The organism is Maribacter sp. PR66 (genome assembly GCF_028464205.1).
In the GTDB taxonomy this organism is placed as follows: Bacteria; Bacteroidota; Bacteroidia; order Flavobacteriales; family Flavobacteriaceae; genus Maribacter; species Maribacter flavus.
The window spans coordinates 690201-710227 of record NZ_JAQPCH010000001.1 but is presented as its reverse complement, the minus strand read 5'-3'; the positions used below and the strand labels follow the sequence as shown (position 1 = coordinate 710227).

Annotated in this window: 13 protein-coding genes; 8 read left to right on the top strand and 5 right to left on the bottom strand. The window is 41.9% G+C overall.

The window, feature by feature from the left end; all coding sequences use genetic code 11:
• Positions 1–13: 13 nt before the first annotated feature.
• Positions 14–2422 (bottom strand): outer membrane beta-barrel family protein, encoded by a 2409-nt coding sequence (locus tag PP181_RS03015; RefSeq protein WP_272635934.1) that lies wholly within the window; start codon positions 2420–2422, stop codon positions 14–16.
• A gap of 207 nt (positions 2423–2629) precedes the next feature.
• Here PP181_RS03015 and lepA point away from each other — a divergent pair, with 207 nt between their 5' ends.
• The gene (gene lepA / locus PP181_RS03010) at positions 2630–4426 is read left to right on the top strand and encodes a translation elongation factor 4 (RefSeq protein ID WP_138256694.1); all 1797 of its coding nucleotides are present in this window, start codon (positions 2630–2632) and stop codon (positions 4424–4426) included.
• Here the strand turns inward: lepA and PP181_RS03005 are convergent.
• Positions 4423–6303: a cation:proton antiporter gene (locus PP181_RS03005; RefSeq protein ID WP_272635933.1), complete on the bottom strand. Its 1881-nt coding sequence runs from the start codon at positions 6301–6303 to the stop codon at positions 4423–4425. The genes lepA and PP181_RS03005 overlap by 4 nt on opposite strands.
• Positions 6304–6655: 352 nt before the next feature.
• On the opposite strand from PP181_RS03005, the gene PP181_RS03000 reads away from it, so the two are divergent.
• From PP181_RS03000 to PP181_RS02970, 7 genes are all read left to right on the top strand, one after another.
• Positions 6656–10093 (top strand): PAS domain S-box protein, encoded by a 3438-nt coding sequence (locus PP181_RS03000; protein ID WP_272635932.1) that lies wholly within the window; start codon positions 6656–6658, stop codon positions 10091–10093.
• 11 nt (positions 10094–10104) lie between these two features.
• Positions 10105–10485 carry a response regulator gene (locus tag PP181_RS02995; RefSeq protein ID WP_154917767.1) on the top strand — a complete coding sequence of 127 codons (381 nt, stop codon included), beginning with the start codon at positions 10105–10107 and terminating at the stop codon, positions 10483–10485.
• Between the two features lie 162 nt (positions 10486–10647).
• A complete protein-coding gene (locus tag PP181_RS02990) occupies positions 10648–11511 on the top strand; it encodes an MBL fold metallo-hydrolase (protein WP_272635931.1) in 864 nt (287 codons plus the stop codon).
• Between the two features lie 31 nt (positions 11512–11542).
• On the top strand, positions 11543–13174 hold the full coding sequence (locus tag PP181_RS02985) for a S8 family peptidase (protein ID WP_272635930.1): 1632 nt from the start codon (positions 11543–11545) through the stop codon (positions 13172–13174).
• A 17-nt stretch (positions 13175–13191) separates the two neighbouring features.
• The gene (locus tag PP181_RS02980; protein WP_272636204.1) at positions 13192–15048 is read left to right on the top strand and encodes a M1 family metallopeptidase; all 1857 of its coding nucleotides are present in this window, start codon (positions 13192–13194) and stop codon (positions 15046–15048) included.
• 22 nt (positions 15049–15070) lie between these two features.
• Positions 15071–15469, top strand: a complete 399-nt coding sequence (gene rnpA / locus PP181_RS02975) for a ribonuclease P protein component (RefSeq protein WP_272635929.1) — start codon at positions 15071–15073, stop codon at positions 15467–15469.
• Positions 15450–17084: a S41 family peptidase gene (locus PP181_RS02970; RefSeq protein WP_272635928.1), complete on the top strand. Its 1635-nt coding sequence runs from the start codon at positions 15450–15452 to the stop codon at positions 17082–17084. The genes rnpA and PP181_RS02970 overlap by 20 nt, the downstream gene beginning before the upstream one ends.
• On the opposite strand, the gene PP181_RS02965 is transcribed toward PP181_RS02970, so the two are convergent.
• From PP181_RS02965 to PP181_RS02955, 3 genes are read right to left on the bottom strand one after another with little or no spacing between them, the layout of a single operon-like run.
• Positions 17085–17987, bottom strand: a complete 903-nt coding sequence (locus PP181_RS02965) for a 3-keto-disaccharide hydrolase (protein ID WP_272635927.1) — start codon at positions 17985–17987, stop codon at positions 17085–17087.
• Between the two features lie 18 nt (positions 17988–18005).
• A complete protein-coding gene (locus PP181_RS02960) occupies positions 18006–18833 on the bottom strand; it encodes a PIG-L deacetylase family protein (RefSeq protein ID WP_272635926.1) in 828 nt (275 codons plus the stop codon).
• A gap of 29 nt (positions 18834–18862) precedes the next feature.
• On the bottom strand, positions 18863–19969 hold the full coding sequence (locus tag PP181_RS02955; RefSeq protein WP_272635925.1) for an acyltransferase family protein: 1107 nt from the start codon (positions 19967–19969) through the stop codon (positions 18863–18865).
• Positions 19970–20027 lie beyond the last annotated feature (58 nt).

Below are 20027 nucleotides of genomic sequence, written 5' to 3'. Positions count from 1 at the left end.
TTGATTTTGGCACTTATTCGGAGCCAATTCGGTCCCTTTCCGCTTTTTCTATTTGGCGCTGATTATCCTCTAGACGGAAGTTTCCAAAATTATAGATGAAAGATAGACGTACGTTTTGGGTTTCCTCTACCGCGATGTATGAATTGTCCTGATTTAAATATTTTGAGGAAAACCATGGGTTTGCCTTGCCCAGGATATCGTTGAAGTTGAGACTAAGTTCCGCCCTTCTGTTCCATAGGGATTTTTGGAGGCCCATGGTAAGGTTTGTTGTTTCGGACATGGTATAGGAACCTGCTAAAAATCCAGATAAATAGGCCAGTCCCAATTCACCCTTAAAAGTACCGTCCTTGGAAAGGGTCAAATAATTGGTTACATCTATATAATAACCGTTTATTTCATTGGTGGCAGAGAAAGCATCGCTCTCCAAGGCCAAGAAGGTTTCATCCTCATGAAAGATTGATAGATAGCTGTACACGTACCAGTTGTTGGTAATGGATTTGCCGTAATTAAAATCCAACCCGTAGGAAGTGCTTTCCAATACGTTCTGTGTGATATCCCTAAGTACTTGGTTTTCATTGTCTTGAAAGGAAAGTGTGGAGATATAATTGCCATTGTCCCGGTAATAAAGATCAAAGAAAAACTCCTGGTTCAAGGTATAGTTCAGGTTAAAGTTATTGCTGAAGTTGGGAACAAGAGTGGGGTTTCCTTCGTAAAAAATATTTTCATTGATGAAGGTTCGAAAGGGGTTCAAATCCTCATACCTGGGCCTTTGCAGTTTTCGGGAATAATCAAGGGCCACGCTATGGTTTTCGTTAATGGTATGAAGCATATAGACCGACGGAAAAAGTTCAAAATACTCTAATTCGTTTACCGTGGAAAGTGCCAGGGAGTTTCCGGAACTTTGGGTATGTTCCGCCCTAAGTCCTGCCTTGAGGCTCCACTTTTCCCAATCCTTGGAAGCGCTTACGTATGCGGCATATACATTCTCATCGTACAGAAAATTGTCAGAAAGGTTTGGAACAAAAACCCGGCCGTTATTTTCCGTGAAGAACTGTAAGCGACTTTCAGAATTGATCATGGAAAGCTTCGCCCCGGTTTCAAAACTCACCGTACCCAAAAGAGTACTGTAATCCAATTGGGCCGTTATGATTTCGATATCCTGATCGGCATCGGTAAAGAAGCTATAGTTTCTTATAAAATCGCCAGTGGGCAGAAAATAGTCGGAACTAGCACGTTGTGTTCGGCTTAAATCAAAAGTAGTGTAATGTGCGTTCACCTGTAAACTTCCGTTTTCCTTAAAAGTATGCTTGTAGGTTACATCCCCGGAAATATTGTTCTTGGTCTCGTCCAAAAAACTGGCCGTGGTAAAGGTCGAATCCAAAATACCAATTCCATTGGTTATAACGGTGCTCTGAAAATTGTCGTATTCCCTTTTGGGGGAAAGTTGCATATTGGAGGTTAGGTTGATTTCGTTGCGGTCGTCGATCGTATAATCCAACGTTAGCCCTCCTATGTGGGTTTCAAATCTATTGGTCTTGTCAAAATCCGTATCCCAGCGGGAAAATACACCCGTATCGTTGATAAAATTGGTCCTGTTTTGCACATCCTTAAAATCCTTCCGTGGGGCATAGGCGTAGGAAGCATTTATATTTAGCTTGTTGGTCTTGTAAAAATGAGAGGTGCCAAAATTGTATTTGGGAAAGATTCCTTGGGTGTAATTTGAACTAAAATTGCCTTTATAGCCCAAAGAAATATTTTTATTGGTAATAATGTTCAAAACCGCACCTCCCTCCGCATCGTACCGGGCCGGGGGATTATTGATGACCTCTACGGATTTAATGTGCTGCCCTTGATAATTTTCGAGCAGGCTTCTTACTTCAGATGGTGATAATTGGACTTTCCGGTCGTTGATGTAAACCACGGCGGGCTGGTTTCGAATCTGTAGCTCGTCCTGCATGAGTATTACGCCTGGGGTCTGTTTTAGGATGTCCCAGGAATTGCTTTGGGACAATACGGTATTTTCCACATTAAAAACCAACCGGTCCACTTTTCGCTCTACCCGGGGCCGTGCCGATACAACGACAACCTCATCCAATTGCTCTGCTTGTTGTGGAATAATCAAAGCGCCAATTTTGATGTCGGACCGAATGTCCAGGGGAAGCCCTTCCGAACTTTTTCCAATATAGGAACACTGCACGATATAAAGTCCCGGGGTGATATCAGAAATCAAGAAAATGCCCGTCTCATCTGCCGATGTTCCTTTGACCATCGTAGAGTCAGAAGCCTGTAACAAAAAAACTGAAGCAAAAGGGATGGTTTCGCCCAGCTCGTCCTTTACCGTTCCGGTGAGTTGGTGGGTCTGGCTTTGCGCCGCTTGGGAACCTCCTAGTAGCGCCAGGAAAAATAGCAGTAGCGGTCTCAATATTAGTTTGGGTTGAACATCAAATCTAACAAAATAATACTGTATATTTTTACGATTGGCTCTTTCCGCTTTGTTTTTAGCACAATATTGCCTATTTATTTAGTCGAAGCTTCCTAAAATCTAGATGCTATTTAGACTATATTTGCAATTGCTTTTTAAACGGGTAGATTCCAAAGTTTAAAAGGAGCTATTTTTTCAATTGACGCTATGAAAAACATTCGAAATTTCTGCATCATTGCCCATATTGACCACGGTAAAAGTACCTTGGCGGACCGTCTTTTGGATTTCACAGGTTCCGTCACCGAAAGGGAAAAAAAGGAACAGCTGTTGGACAACATGGATTTGGAGCGTGAGCGTGGAATTACCATAAAAAGCCATGCCATTCAAATGGACTATGTATACAATGGTGAAAAATATGTTTTGAACCTCATAGACACCCCTGGGCATGTAGATTTCTCCTATGAAGTTTCAAGATCCATTGCGGCCTGTGAAGGCGCGCTTTTGGTGGTAGATGCCGCACAGAGCATTCAGGCCCAGACCATATCGAACCTGTATCTGGCCCTGGAAAACGATTTGGAAATCATACCGGTTTTAAACAAGGTGGACCTTCCCAGCGCAAATCCAGAAGAGGTTACGGACGATATTGTGGACCTCTTGGGCTGCGATGCGGAGGACGTAATCCCTGCCAGTGCCAAAACGGGAATTGGTATCGAGGAAATTCTAAAGGCCATCATAGAACGTATTCCGGCGCCAAAAGGAAATCCGGACGAGCCCCTTCAGGCCTTGGTTTTTGATTCTGTCTACAATCCGTTTAGGGGGGTGGAAACCTATTTTAGGATTATCAACGGGACTATCCGAAAAAATCAGAAGATAAAATTCGTGGCAACCGGTAAAAGTTATGATGCCGATGAAATTGGCACCTTAAAACTGACCCAGCATCCAAAACCCATGATAAGCGCCGGTGACGTGGGATATTTGATTACAGGTATAAAAGATGCCAGAGAGGTAAAGGTAGGCGATACGATTACCGATGCCGCTACACCCACTAAAAATGCAATTGCCGGTTTTGAGGATGTAAAGCCTATGGTTTTTGCCGGAATTTATCCGGTAGATACGGAGGATTTTGAAGAACTGCGTTCCTCCATGGAAAAGCTGCAGCTGAACGATGCATCCCTAGTTTTTACGCCGGAAAGTAGTGCGGCCCTGGGTTTTGGTTTTAGATGTGGTTTCTTGGGGATGCTTCATATGGAGATCATTCAGGAGCGACTTGAACGGGAATTTGACATGACCGTCATTACCACCGTGCCAAACGTTAGTTACCATGCCTATACCCGTAAGGACCCGGAAACCGCCATCATCGTTAACAATCCCAGTGACCTTCCCGATCCCTCTACCATAGACCGTGTGGAGGAACCTTATATTAAGGCAACCATCATTACAAAGGCGGATTTCGTAGGCAACGTAATGTCCCTCTGCATTGAAAAACGAGGCCAGATTACCAACCAGACCTATTTGACGACGGAACGGGTGGAACTGAACTTCGATATGCCCTTGGCGGAAATTGTTTTCGACTTCTATGATCGTCTAAAAACGGTTTCCAAGGGATATGCCTCCTTTGATTATGCCCCCATTGGAATGCGTGCATCAAAACTGGTCCGCGTAGATATCTTATTAAACGCCCAACCGGTAGATGCCTTGTCCGCTTTGATTCATTTTGACAATGCCGCCAACATTGGTAAAAAAATGTGCGAAAAGTTGAAGGAACTTATTCCTAGACAACAATTTGACATTCCTATTCAAGCGGCCATAGGTTCCAAGATTATTTCCAGGGAAACGATCAAGGCCCTTCGTAAGGACGTAACTGCAAAATGTTATGGTGGGGATATTTCCAGAAAACGAAAGCTGTTGGAAAAACAGAAAAAGGGCAAAAAACGGATGCGCCAAGTTGGAAACGTAGAAATACCGCAGCAAGCATTTATGGCCGTACTGAAACTGAACGATTAAGTTTTTATTTGTTTGTTAGGTGAATTCATTTCTTCCTCTTTTTGAAGCTCCTCTTCAACAGGAAGGGCTTTTCCAAGATATACCAGTTTTGAGCCTTCCTCGATATCCGTAAAATCTTTACTGAACGAGGAGATTATTTTGATATCGTCATCCGGAGTTTTTAGGAATAAAGGAATTATGTCAGGATCGGCCTTGGTAATTTCAATAAGTCCTTCATAATGCTCCGTGTCCTTTAATTCTATTTCGCGAATGGTTGGGTTTTTTCGAGCGGTTTCGGTCAGTTTGATGAAATCGTCCGTATGGGAAAAGAGGCCTTCCTTAGGGTTGTTTTCAGGGTCGTTCATTTCTTCCGAATCGACCAAGCGGAAGGAGCCATTTTCGCCAAATTCTCCCTTAAACTTGTCTATGGCATATTTATTAATGTCCGAGTTTCCCGTTAGGGCCATTAGGTAACCAACGTCATTAAGTTCAATGTAATCTCCCAAGGAGTCTGAATAAATATTGGCACTAAAAGCCTCTAATCCCGCCTTACGCGCCTTGGCAACGTTCGTATCGTTATTGTCCACCAAAACCACATGCCTGTTGTTCTTCTGTAGATACTCCGCTATAAGCCTGGAAACCCGTGAGGCGCCAATGACCAAAATGCCTTCTGATTTGTATAGGAATACACCTACCAACTTGGCAAATAATCTGGCGGTAGTCGCATTCAATAAGACCGTTCCCAAAACGATCATGAACACCAATGGCGTAATATATTCTGAGCCAGGTTCCCCTTTGGCGAGAAGCTTTGATCCAAATAAAGACGCGATACCTGCAGCCACGATACCCCTAGGACCTACCCAACTAACAAAGAGTTTTTCGTTGAACTTAAGGTTGGAACCCATGGCACTTAGGAACACCCCTAAGGGCCTGATTATAAAGACTATGGTCGCAAACAAAATCACGGTATTCCAGTTATAAATCAATTCCATATCTGAAATATTAATATTGGCAGCCAAAAGAATAAAAAGGATGGAAATTAGAAGTACACTGAGCGATTCCTTAAAATATAATAGTTCTTTTATGTTGGGCAGATTCATGTTTCCCATGACCATCCCCATGACCACTACTGCCAATAGACCGGATTCATGTGCGAACAGATCGGACTCCACAAAGACCAGCAGAACTACGGAAAGCGACACCACGTTCAATAGGTAATGTGGTATGAAATTCTTTTTTATGGCAAATGCCAAACCATGGGCAAAGGTAAACCCAAAGGTAAAGCCAAAGAGCAAAATCTTACCGAATTCCACGAGTGCGGTCAATGTATAGGCCTGACCCTCGCCTACACTAATAAACTCAAACACCAAAACGGCCGCAAGCGCACCAATGGGGTCGATCAATATCCCCTCCCATTTTAAAACAGCGCTAACATCCTTTTTTAACGGTATATTTCTTAAAATAGGGGTGATTACCGTAGGGCCAGTAACAATGATCAAAGCCGCAAAGAGAAAAGAAATCTGCCAGCTAAGGTCAAAGATAAAATGGGCCGCCAAAGCACCCACGAAAAAGGTTACCAAACTTCCCAAGGTGATTAGCTTTGTAATAACTGGAGCCGTATTTCGTATTTCTGACCGCCTTAGCGTTAACCCTCCTTCAAATAAGATGATACTTATTGCCAAGGACACAAAGTAATAAAGCCCCTCCCCTGGGAACAACCCCTTCTGCCCATTCCAAATAGGTTCTATAAGCTTGGACCCATCTTCCGTATATAAAGTTGATAACGGGCCCACTATCAAACCGATCAAAATTAGGGGAAGAATAGCCGGTAATTTGAAGCGCCATGCTACCCACTGCGCTATAATGCCTAAGATGATAATACCTGCAAGTTCTAGCATGGAATACTTTTTTGTTAAAAATAAGAATTAAACGGCAGTTGTAACAAAATGAAAATCCAATACCACAATTAAAAAAACTCAAATTTTGTTACATGAAGATATTTTTCCAAAACAAGGTAATGTATCCTTTTCGCGCAAGGAAAAAATCTTTTTGTAACATTTTACTTACGTTTTTTGATTGAAAATACAAGAATTGGAAAATGCTTTTCTATTTTTGTCCCATTGCCCCTCCCCAAAAATGATGAAAGTTCGTAAAGACCATCCCTAAATCTTACCCTTGGCCGCCTTACCTTCGCAAAGTGAATCTGTGTAAAGTTATAATTAGTTGATGATACGTAAGTAATAGGTGCAAATGAAGTTGATATTAAAACCCTTAAAAAATATTAAACTAGGGATGTCCCAGTTTTCTGGGATTTTGGTATTTGTTTTTGTTTTTGGACTCAGCACTTATTTGAGCTATCAAAGGTATCTTATTCTAAAAAGCTCCGAAGAGAATGAATTGAGAAGACAGGCTTCCCAAGTTGAAAATGAAATAAAAAGGGTATTGGAACAAGGTTTTTCAAGCACTCAAAATTTGGCATTTTTAACTGAAAACTATGGAGTTCCAGAAGATTTTCCAAAAGTTGCAAAATTAATTCTTGGTACAAATAGTAACATAGATGCGCTTGAGCTGGTTGACAGTACCGGTCTTATTACCAATGTTTATCCTTTTGAAGGAAACGAAGTTTTGGGATTTAATATTTTAAAGGACTCCATAGGTAAAGAAGGCGCTTTAAAAACAATGGAAAAAGGGGGGTACTATGTTACCGGGCCCATTAATTTAAAGCAGGGAGGTTCAGGTTTTGTTTGCCGTACCCCTATTTATGTCGAAAACCAATTTGCCGGTTTTGCCGCAGCCGTAATTAAACTTGAGTCTTTGTTGTCGGAAATTTCCTTGAAATCTTTAGAAAATAATCCGTTTTCATATCAACTTTATAAAACTAATACGGACGGTTCCGAACAAATATTTTATGCCACAAAAGAAGTGTTTTCAAATAACGCAATGAAACACTTCATAAGTGATTACAATGGTGAATGGAAGCTATATGTGATTTCTGAAAAAAAACTGGCACTATATGGTTTTTATGTTTTAGGGGGACTTGGCCTTATTCTTTCTATTATTGCCGGCGTTTTTACCACATTTCTACTGGAGCAGCCTAGAACTTTACGAAAAATGGTTAATGAAAAAACCCACTTGCTTAAAGAAAATGAACAGAAACTTAGGGCTTTTATAGCGCAAGCTTCAGATGGTATATTTTTGGCTGATTTCCATGGAAATCTTTTGGAAGCCAACATTAAGGGCGTGGAATTATTTGGTTATCCAAAAGAGGAGCTACTTACTAAAAACCTTGTTGAATTAGCAACAAAATCCGACTTAAAAAAGACTCCCTTGAGATTCAAAGAAATAAACAAAGGACATTCCGTTCTTACCGAAAGAAAGCTTCTTAGAAAGGACGGATCCAGTTTCTATGGAGAAGTAAGTGCAAAAAAATTGAATGATGGCACCATATTGGGCATCGTTAGGGACGTTACGGCCAGAAAAAAATTAGAGTATGCCGCAAATGAAAACCTCAAAAAATTTCAAAAAGCATTTAATAGTCAAACCATAGGCATGGCCATCTTTGATAATGAATTAAAATTTGCCGATGCCAATCAGTACTTTTTGGAATTGCTAGATTTTCAGTTGAAAGAAGTAATTGGTAAAAAATTCGAAGAACTAGGAATCATAATCGATGAGGAATCAAAGCGAAAGGAAGCCCTAGAGTCACTAAATAGTAGTGGAAAAGTATTATCAATGGAACTCATAGCCCGGCCAAAGGGAAAGGAGAAAATTTTTATTACAGCTTCAGCGGAAACGTACGAAGTAAATAAAAAAAAGTACATTCTAGCAACCTATGTGGACAGGACTGATGAAAGGAAGGCACAGAAAAAAATTGTTGCAAGTGAAAAAAAATATCGAGAGTTGACCGAGCGAATTTCTGATGCGTTCATTTCCATTGATAATCATTGGAACCTAACCTATGTTAATGCTAAGGCACAAGAGTTAATTCAAAAAAAGAAAGAGGAGCTTATAGGCAAAAATATATGGGATGTTTTTAAAAACACTATAAGTTCAAGTACGAGGGGCAAAATTGAGGGCGCTTTAAAAAAGCAGGAATATGTTCATTTGGAGCAGTTCCATCCCAGAAACAATATTTGGATTGAAAGCCATGTATATCCTTCTCCAGAGGGTCTTACTGTCTATTTTAGAGACATTACGCAACGAAAGGTTAGTGAAGAGGAAAATCAAAAACTATTGGCAGTAATTGAAAAAAGCCCTGGTTTTATAGGGTTGTCCGGTATGGATGGTGGTGGTATCTATCTTAATGAATCCGGAAGGGAACTTGTGGGCCTATCCAATGAAGACGCAATTTCCAATTATTCCATTTTGGATTTTTTTCCTGAGGACTCAAGACAGGTAATCAAAGAGGAGTACATGCCTATAATTTTCAAAAATGGTTCTTGGAGCGGGGAAGGTTACCTTAAAAGCTTTAAGGAAAACAGGAATATTCCAGCAGCACTTTCTGCCTTTCTCATTAACGACAAAAATAATAACAAGCCAATAGGCATAGGTTCCGTGGCCTTTGATCTTACAGATCAAAAGAAAACGGAACGGGAAATTCTTGAGCTCCAAAATAAAATGAACGCTGCCATTCGCATTGGAAAGATTGGGTATTGGGACTGGAATTTTGAAAAGGATATTATCGATTGGTCTGAGAGGATGTACGAAATATATGATGTTGAACCCGGAAGAAAAATAGATGTTGCCTTTACTAAAACATTAATACATCCAGATGACCTTGTCATGCATGATACAATTATTGACACCAAAATTTCGCAAAGGGACAATAGTTCTTTCTCCTACAGAATAATACATAGGGATAAATCCATAAAATATGTAAAAGTCCAAATGGAAGTGACAACGGACGCTAGTGGCAAAGTTATAGCTTCTCAAGGAACCGCGGTGGACATTACTGAGGCCAAGGAATTCGAAAAAAGGCTTGAAAACCAAAATGCAGAACTGAAAAAGACCAACTCTGAGTTGGATAGTTTTGTCTATAGTGCCTCACATGAACTTCGTGCTCCTCTCGCTTCCTTAATGGGCCTACTGGACATAATGAAAAAAGAAAAGGGGGAACCGGAAACAATTAATAGATTGGAGATGATGGAGAACTCCGTAATGCGTCTAGACGCGTTTATTGAAGATATAATTTCCTATTCCAGAAATAAACATATGTCATTGAAATGTGAAAAAGTGAATTTTAAGGAAATTATTGACAAAGCTTTGCAAGATTTATGGTATCTTAAAAACACTAAAAAAATTCACATATCTACCAATTTAAAGACTGATTGTGAGTTTTTTTCAGACCGTAGAAGTATAGCCGTATTGATCAGTAATTTCTTGTCGAATGCCATAAAGTACAATGACAAAACAAAAACCACACCGTCTATTTGGATTGACGTGAATACTAACGAAGAAAAGGCGGTAATTGAAATTAAGGATAACGGGATAGGTATAAAGAAAAAGAGCCAAGAAAAAATATATGATATGTTTTACAGGGACTCAACCGATGAAATGGGCTCGGGAATAGGGCTATTCATTGTAAAGGAAATTATAAACAAGTTGGATGGAACCATTGAACTGGATTCCAAACCTAAGATTGGAACGACTTTCACCCTTACCTTGCCAAATACATATCCTAATAACTAAATTCTACCGCCATGAAGGTATTATTGATAGATGATTCTGAAATAGACAACTACATAAACAAGGCCATTATTTCAAAATCCAAGTTTATAAACGAAGTTATAGTCAAAACCTCTGGGTTAAAGGCATTAAATTATTTAAGAGAATTGGAAGAAAGTCCGGAGGACTTTCCGGATGTAATTTTTCTAGACATTAGAATGCCGGAAATGGATGGTTTTGAATTCATCGAACAATATAAAAACCTACCCGTGGAAACCAAGGGTAAATGCCGTGTATTCATGTTAAGTTCGTCCATAAATCCCAAGGATTTGGAAAAATCGGAGAGTTATAAAGAGATTGAAAAGCACTTGGCCAAACCTTTGGCGCACCATTCCCTAGAGGAATTGTTGCTTTGATTTGCCTTCCAATAAGTTAAATGATAATCACATTTAGTATCCGATAATTACTTTCCCAAAACCCAAATCCAAAGTGGGCTTGCGTTAAAAACTCTTAAACAGCCTGTTTTTCCTATCCTTTTTAATTAATTTTCCGGATTTATACTGTTACCCGGTAGGTTCATGAATCTATACCCCGTTGAAACTGGAAATTTTAAATTGGATGGTGGCGCCATGTTTGGAGTAGTTCCCAAGTCCCTTTGGCAGAGAACGAACCCTGCTGATGGCAACAATCTCATCGATATGGCCGCAAGAAGCCTCCTGATTCAAAATGAGGACCGACTCATTCTTATCGATTCCGGGCTTGGCAACAAACAATCCGAGAAATTTTTTGGCCACTACCACCTTTGGGGCGATTTTACCTTGGATAAATCGCTACATACTATTGGTCTTTCCAAAGAGGATATTACCGATGTTTTCCTAACCCATTTGCATTTTGACCATTGTGGCGGTTGTATTCAATGGAACAAGGACAGGACAGGGTATGAACCGGCATTTAAGCACGCCAAGTTTTGGACCAATAAGGAACATTGGGAGTGGGCCGTAAAGCCAAATTCCCGGGAAAAGGCATCTTTTTTAGCCGAAAACCTGTTGCCCATGGAAGAAAGCGGGCAATTGAACTACGTAGAAACCTCAAGGGATTCGGTCTTTCGAGAGAATTCAGAATTAGGTTTTGGCATCTATTTTGTAGATGGGCACACGGAAAAACAAATGTTGCCAAAAATCGACTATAAAGAAAAGACAATCGTGTTTGTGGCCGATTTACTGCCTACCATAGGCCATATCCCTTTGCCCTATGTTATGGGTTATGATACAAGACCTTTGCTTACACTCACCGAAAAAGAAAAATTCCTCAACGAGGCGGCGGAAAAAAACTATTTTCTTTTCTTTGAACACGATGCGCATAACCAGCTTTGTACGGTCAAAAAGACCGAAAAAGGCGTTAGGCTGGATCAAACCTTTACTTTCAATGAAATTTTCAATTAAAGAACCAAAATTTAATTAACTACTATTTTATATGATACGTACAATCACTAAATCGCTCTTGGTATTTTCTTTTGTCGCACTATTGGGTTGCGGTGGTACGGGAGGCCTTATTTTAACTCCCGTGGAGAACATTGATGCGGTTCCCTTAAAGATTTCGGAACTGACGGAAACGGAGAAGAAAAACTGGGGCCATTTGGACCTTGCAAGTGATACCATTCCCGGGATGAGCGTAGACAAGGCGTATACTGAAATCATCAAGAACAAAAAAGGGAAAAAAATCATAGTGGCCGTTCTGGACTCTGGAATCGATTTGGATCATGAAGACCTGGATGGGGTGCTATGGACAAATTCCGATGAAAAACCCGGCAACAACAAGGACGATGACAACAATGGATATGTGGACGATATCCACGGTTATAATTTCTTGGGTGAATCCTACAATGAGCAATTGGAATATGTACGGATGTTGCGCCTGAACATTGGCGACCAAGCAACATTGGCCAAGGCAAAAGCCAAATTGGACGAGGAGTACACCTCCGCACAACAGAACAAGGAACGATACGAACAAATCCTTCAAGCCGTTAAAAATGCGGACACGGAGGTTAAGGCCTTTTTAGGCAAGGAAACCTATACAAAAGAGGATGTTATGGGTATGGAAGCATCCACGGAGGCCATGCAACGTAATAAATCCATTTTGTTGCAAATGTACTCCTTCAAGGATTCCATTCCAGAAGTCATTGAAGAGCTGGGAGATGGCATCACCTATTTTACGGAGCAATTGAACTATAACCTCAACAAGGATTTTAACGGAAGGGAAGTTGTAGGTGACGACCCCTATGATTACAATGACACGGATTATGGAAATGGAAATCCCAACAATCGTGTAGACGATGAAAGCCATGGCACCCATGTAGCTGGAATAATAGCCGCGGAAAGAAACAATGGCCTTGGTGCGAACGGAGTGGCCAATAACGTGGAAATAATGAGTATTAGGGCCGTTCCCAATGGGGATGAGTATGACAAGGATATTGCAAGGGGCATACGTTATGCCGTGGATAACGGGGCCAAGATTATCAATGGAAGTTTTGGAAAATCCTTCTCACCAAATGCACAATGGGTCTATGACGCCATTAAATATGCTGCGGACAACGATGTGCTTTTCGTACACGCCGCAGGAAACGATGGGGCCAACTTGGACGATCCCGCCAATCCAAACTATCCCAACGATCAGATAAACAATGGGGCGGAATTTGCCGATAACGTGATTACGGTAGGCGCCTTGGACCCTGAATATGGGTCGGAATTGGTAGCTTCCTACTCCAACTATGGTAAAATCAACGTGGATGTCTTTGCCCCAGGTACGGATGTCTATTCTACCTATCCTAACAACGAATACGAGTATTCACCAGGCACCTCCATGGCGGCACCAGCGGTTTCGGGAGTAGCGGCCTTGGTCTGGTCACAATATCCCGATCTAAGCGCAAAACAGGTGAAGAAAATTATTTTAAATTCCGGGCTTCCTGTAAAGACCAAAGTTGTTCTAGGGGGAGACAACACCAAAAGTGCCAGTTTGGCGGAGATATCCACTTCGGGTAAAATGGTGAACGCCTATAATGCGCTGATTATGGCAAGTAAGGTGAGTAATGGTCAACTACAATTATAATATTGAATCTTAAAATGATGAAGAAAATACTTCTAGCTACTTTATTGTTTGGTTTTGTAAGCATCGCCTTAGCCCAAAACCAGAACGGGTATTGGCAGCAACATGTGGACTATACCATGGACGTGAACATGGATGTTGAGAACTATCAATATACGGGAACACAAAAACTCGTGTATACGAACAATTCCCCGGATGTATTGAGCCGTGTCTATTACCATTTGTATTTCAATGCGTTCCAGCCTGGAAGCGAAATGGATTTACGACTTCAAAACATCCAAGACCCGGATAGAAGAATGATTACGGAGGACAAGAAAAGTCGGATTGCGGGTCTTTCCGAAAGTGAAATTGGGTACCTACATGTAGAATCCTTGACCCAAGATGGGGCGAACGCAAGCTTCCAGGAAGAAGGTACCGTACTGGTCGTGGACTTGGCAAAGCCGATTCCCTCTGGAGGTAAAACGACGTTCGAAATGACATTTAAAGGTCAGGTTCCCGTTCAGATTAGAAGGTCTGGCCGCAATAATGCCGATGGAGTAGCCCTTTCCATGAGCCAATGGTATCCCAAATTAGCGGAATACGATTTTGAAGGATGGCACGCGGATCCATATATCGCTAGGGAGTTCCACGGTGTTTGGGGCGATTTTGATGTAAAGCTCACTTTGGACAAGGACTATGTAGTAGGGGGAACCGGATATTTGCAAAATCCGCAAGAAATAGGACATGGCTATGAAGCTCCGGGAACAACTGTAAAAAAACAAAAGGGAAAGACCCTTACTTGGCACTTTAAGGCGCCCATGGTCCATGATTTTATGTGGGCGGCAGATCCGGAGTATGTGCATGACACATTACAAATGGAGGATGGCCCAACCCTTCACTTTTTCTATAAAAACGATCCTAAGTATTTGGAGACATGGAAAGCGGTACAGCCTATGACCGAAAAGGCGATGAACTTCTTCAGCCGTAATATCGGAGCATATCCTTACAAACAATATTCTGTCATCCAAGGTGGGGATGGAGGCATGGAATATGCCATGGCCACTTTGATTACGGGTGGCGATAAACCCGGAAGTGTCATTGGCACCATGATCCACGAATTGGCCCATTCCTGGTTTCAGCATGTGTTGGCCACCAACGAGGCAAAGCATGAATGGATGGATGAAGGGTTTACTTCATTTATATCGGCATTATGCAGCAACGAGATCAGGGAGCAAAACAAGGAAAACCCTTTTGAAAACTCCTATAAAAGCTATTATAATTTGGCCCTTTCCGGAAAGGAACAGCCCATGAGCACGCATGCCGATAGGTATGATCTTAATTTCGCCTATGGGATATCGGCATATAGCAAAGGTGCCGTTTTTCTTGCCCAGTTGGGGTACGTTATGGGTCAGGATAAGTTAATGGAAACACTCCGGAAATATTATGAGGATTTCAAATTCAAGCACCCAGTGCCCAATGACATCAAAAGAACCGCGGAGAAGGTGTCCGGAATGGAGTTGGATTGGTATTTGACTGATTGGACACAGACCACCAACACGATAGATTACGGTATAAAATCGGTAGAACCAGAAGGTGAAGGCACTAAAATAACCATGGAAAGAATTGGTTTGATGCCAATGCCCATCGACATATTGTTGGTATATCAAGACGGCAGCCGGGAAACATTCTATGCGCCCTTGCGGATGATGCGCGGCGAAAAGGAAAATCCGTATCCGCAAATTGAAAGAACCGTGTTGCCAGATTGGCCTTGGGCATATTCAAACTATGACTTTACTATCAACAGGCCTATTTCGGACATTCAGGCGGTGGTAATCGATCCCTCCCAACTCATGGCGGATATCAACGAGGAAAACAATGTATGGCAAGCCGAAGAATAAGGCTTGGTGTTAAAAAATGGACGTGCCCGAACAAAAAAAAGACGTTTCCTTCGGTAAGAAAGAGAAGCTAAAAAGCCAAAAAAGTATTGGCCAACTCTTTACCGAAGGAAAAAGTCTTTCCATTTTTCCCCTCAAACTTATCTATTTGGAAACCGCTCAGCAAGAGGTTCGCATAAAAGCCGCGGTGACCGTTCCAAAAAAAAACTTCAAACGTGCCGTTCATCGAAATAGAATCAAAAGACTGTTACGCGAGTCCTACCGATTGAACAAAGGCCTTGTTTTTAACAATACACAAGGAAACTTTGCGTTTTTATTTTTATACCTTGGAAAGGAAATGCCTGCTTTTGTGGATATAGAGTCCAAAATGAAGCTGCTTTTAGAGAAATTTAATGCCCGGATTCATGAAAAAACTAGTGCATAAAAGAGTTGTTGTTCCCGTTCTAGCCCTTACTTTTCTCATTGTTGGAAGTAGTTTTAAAAGCGATTTTTTTGAAATAGCGAAGCAAATAGAAATTTTTACGACGCTTTTCAAGGAACTTAATATGAACTATGTGGACGAGACCAATCCTGCGGAACTTATGGATACAGCCATTAAGAACATGCTGGAGGATTTGGACCCCTATACCAAATTTTTAAACGAACAGGACGTAGAATCGTACCGAATAAACAATGCGGGTGAATATTCCGGTATTGGAGCGTTGGTACGCACCTACAAGGATAGGCTGTTGATTGTTGAACCGCATCAGGGATATCCTGCGGATAAGGCCGGTCTAAAGGCGGGCGATCAGATTATCCAAATTGGGGATATCAAGGTGGCGGATTTTGAGGACAACGCCAGCGAGCTTCTTAAAGGTTCCGAAGGTTCCACCGTAGATATCATTTACAAGCGACAAGGGAGGATAAACAGTACTACCATTGAACGGGGAGGAATTGAAGTGGATGCCGTGCCCTTCTACAAAATGATAGACGAGAAAACCGGGTATATTGTTTTGTCAAAATTTAATGCCAAGGCCACGGAGCAAACAAAAAGTGCCTTGCTCGACCTCAAAGGAAAAGGGGCCGAAAAAATAGTACTGGACTTGCGCGACAATCCGGGAGGGTTGCTGTCAGAAGCCATAAACGTCACAAACTTATTTGTTCCCAAAGGCGAATTGGTGGTGACCACAAAATCCAAAGTAAAGAAATTCAATAGGGAATACCGCACAAGCAACCAACCCGTGGATACGGAAATTCCTTTGGTGGTCTTGGTAAATGGGAGCAGTGCCTCTGCCAGTGAGATCGTCTCGGGCAGTTTACAGGACTTGGATCGGGCAGTCATTATGGGGGCCCGTAGTTTTGGAAAGGGCTTGGTGCAAAGACCCTTAAAATTGACCTATGGTACGCAGTTAAAGGTGACCATTTCCAGGTATTACACGGCATCCGGACGTTGTATCCAGGCCTTGGATTACTGGAACCGGGATGAAAATGGCAATGCCATCAGAAATACCCAATTCAATGATTTTACCACCAGGAACGGAAGAAAGGTTCAGGATGGCGGGGGCGTCTTGCCCGATATTGAAATCGCCGCGGTCAAAACGAACGATCTAACCATGGCCCTACTGCAAAACAATGTCATCTTCGACTATGCTACGGATTACTACTTTAGCAATAAAGTAGCCGATGTAGACGATTTTCAGTTTTCAAATTCTGATTTTAACGACTTTAAGGCCTTTGTAAGGGAAAGCGATTTTTCCTTTGAGACCAAAGCGGAAAAGGCAATTACCGAAGCACTTTCCGGTCCAGAAAACGATTTCTTGGGTCAAGAAGTAAAGGATAGTTATAAGACCTTGTTGGCCAATATTCAAAAAGGCAAGATCAATGCCTTGGACAAGTATCAAAAAGAAATCCAGAAAAATTTAGAGGACGAAATTATCAAGCGCTATTTTTATCGTGATGGGCTTTATCAATACTACCTATCCCATGACGATGCTATTTTAGCGGCATCGGAACTATTGGAAAATTCCTCAAAATACAACAGTATCCTAGGCAATAGATAATTATCGGAATTCACAACTATTCGGGTCCGGCTCAATATAGTACGGCTTATAGTTGACGGCCTGAGGGTCCATACAGCCCTTTAAGTTCCTTATTTTTATGTTGCGGAAATCTATCGGCTGACCCTCACTTTGTAAGGCTATAAAACCTTCCTTCAAGGGTGTACCCGGTGTAAAGATGTTTGGATCGTACCCATTGACGACGCCACCACCCATTTGCGGTTTTGTATATTCCAATACCGTTTTACCGTTGATGATATGCTGTACCAAGGAATCCCCGTACACGATAAGCTCCGCTTTTACCCATTGGTCGCCAAAATAGGTGTCGGAAATCGAATTGACACAATGGTTTGGATCAAGTTTTCCCATGTAAAAAATATCCGTTCCGGGGGAGCACATATTCCCTGTGGGCCGTTCTTTTCCTTCCTCCACACCCGCCAAGAATTGCATCTCGACGGAAATGGGCCAATCCTGTTCCTTAAGAATCGTTCTAGGGTCTTGGGAGTGGAACATGACCCCACTGTTCAAAAGGGTATAGTCCGGAGCACCCGGAAATAGGTCGCCTACAAAACGATATTCCATGGATAGGTGAAAATAGGAATACGGTTGGTCGTAATATAGATGTCCAAAGCGATCATTGAACAAGCCCTCATATTGGTCATATCTGACCTTTATGATGCTATCCTCCACCCTAAAAGTATCCCCATAGTTGTCAAAAACATCATAATGGTGGATTTTGGCGGTCCATCCGGTCAAGTCTTTTCCATTAAAAAGAGAGGTCCAACCGGTGTCGGTAGTTTCTTGTGAAATAACACCGGTATTAACTGTCATAAAAATGACCAAAACCAGTTTCCTTTTCCGGTCTATAAAATAAGTAAACAACCGTTCTATCTTGGAAAGATGCATTTCATGGTTTTTGGTATGTTATTCAAAAACCGAATCGGAATCGGATTTTGGGGCTTCAAACTTTCGTAGGTAAACGAACTTCCCATTTTTTGACTTACGGTCCATAAAATCGGCTTCCGTTAGCATGGGGTCGATTTGGCTGTAGTGGCATCGGTAGGATTTAGCGGCCATTTCCAGGTCTTCATCGGTATAGGGAACTTTCGTTCTTAAATATTTGCTTGCCTGCCCTCTCAAGACTTTTCCATCGGCATCATCGATGTTGTCCAACGGTGTTCCATAAAAGTATAGGGACATGGGCTTTTGCCAATCCTTACTTAAATAAACCTGTGTAATAGAAGCGCCTACAAGCCTGTGGTCCATGTGTGTGGAACCGCCATCAGGGCCCCATGTGATGATGGCGTCGGGCTTGGTTTTTTCTACAATATCGTTTAATTGTTTCACCATTTCCCTGGCGTGGGGAACATGGCCGTCATAGCCCTCTGCTGCCCTAAGTTGATCATGAAAATTCAAGTGCGTCAGTTCAACGCCCAACAATTCTGCTGCGCACCTCATCTCTTCCCTTCGTGTAACCACCAGTTCGTCCCCCGCCTTATGGTCATGGAAATCGTTGGTACCATACCTGCCGTCCGTTACGACCACCAAGTGCACCTTGGCGCCTTCCCTGGCATATTTCGCCAATATGGGGGATATGGTACTTTCATCGTCAGGGTGGGCAAAAACCGCCAAAAGGGTCTTTCCTTCATAAGGTTTTTGGGCCCAAGAACTGGACCCTGCCAGAAAAATGACAAGCAACGCAAATAGCCCTTGTCTTAGCATTTGATTTATGGATCGTTGATGTTTTTGCATGATAGATGTTTTTTGGTTCCAGCCCGTTTCTAGACTTTGAAATAAATCCTTCGCTTGTCCAAATAATACGTTATATACCATAAAAATAGGAGAATTAACAATGATTCCAAAACCAATATCCAATCCTTATACGCCTCTAGGGCATGAAAAAGACCTGTGTTCCAAAGAATGTCAAACTCCCTGAATATCAAATGACCAAAAGTCTCGGCGAACAGATAGATGAAAATGGAGTTGGTGCCAACGACCGCAAAAAATTGAAGCCATTTTTTCTTATGCCTTTTCACGTCGATTATCCAATAAAAAAAGGCAAGCGCTAAAATTGAAATTCCGCCAGATGCCAAGGTAAACGATGAGGTCGCAATACGTTTGATGATCGGTGTAATTTCAAAAAAGTCGAGTCCAAAACCTAGAACGGTGGCCAACATTCCCCAAAGAAGAAAGTTCCTGACTTTCTTGGTTTCGGCAGTAGGGTTCAGTAATAATTGACCACATACAACGCCCCAGATGGTATGGGCGGCAGTTGGAAGAAAATTTATGAATACCCAATATCCGCCGTTTACCTTCCCCATCACCAATAGGTCGACCCAAGAGCCAAAGGTTTCATGCCCTTGGGCAAAGGGAGCATTTGGGTTATAAGATCTGTATAAAATTTCCGTCAGCACCAATAGAAAAATTGAAAACCCTATTTGAAAGGTGGCGCTTTTACGCATAATGGCGTAGGCAATCAGGATTGTGAATGCCAACTGTACCAATACATTCCATAGTTCCCATACCGGGCCATGGCTGTAGACACAGTGCAACAAAACCCCAAAGAGGAACAACTTTAGGCATCGCATGGCGATGTGCCTATTTAATTCGGAACGGTTTCCGGATGCCAATCGCTTTTTAAAGGAAAATGGCATGGCCACCCCAACGATGAACATAAAAAAAGGCTGTATAAGGTCCCAAAAACGAAGCCCGTTCCAAGGATGATGCTGTAATTGAAGGGCTAAAGGATACAAGGAGGACCCCTCAGTTAAACCAGCAAAACTTTCATGAAAACCCGCAGCTTCGGCAATCAAAAGAAACATAATAAGCCCCCTGAAAACATCCAAGGAGTACAGGCGCTGAGACAAAGGTTTGGCGAATTGCGACATACAATTCAGTGGTTAGGTTTAGCCTGGAAATGTACAACAATTTTTAAATGAAATGATT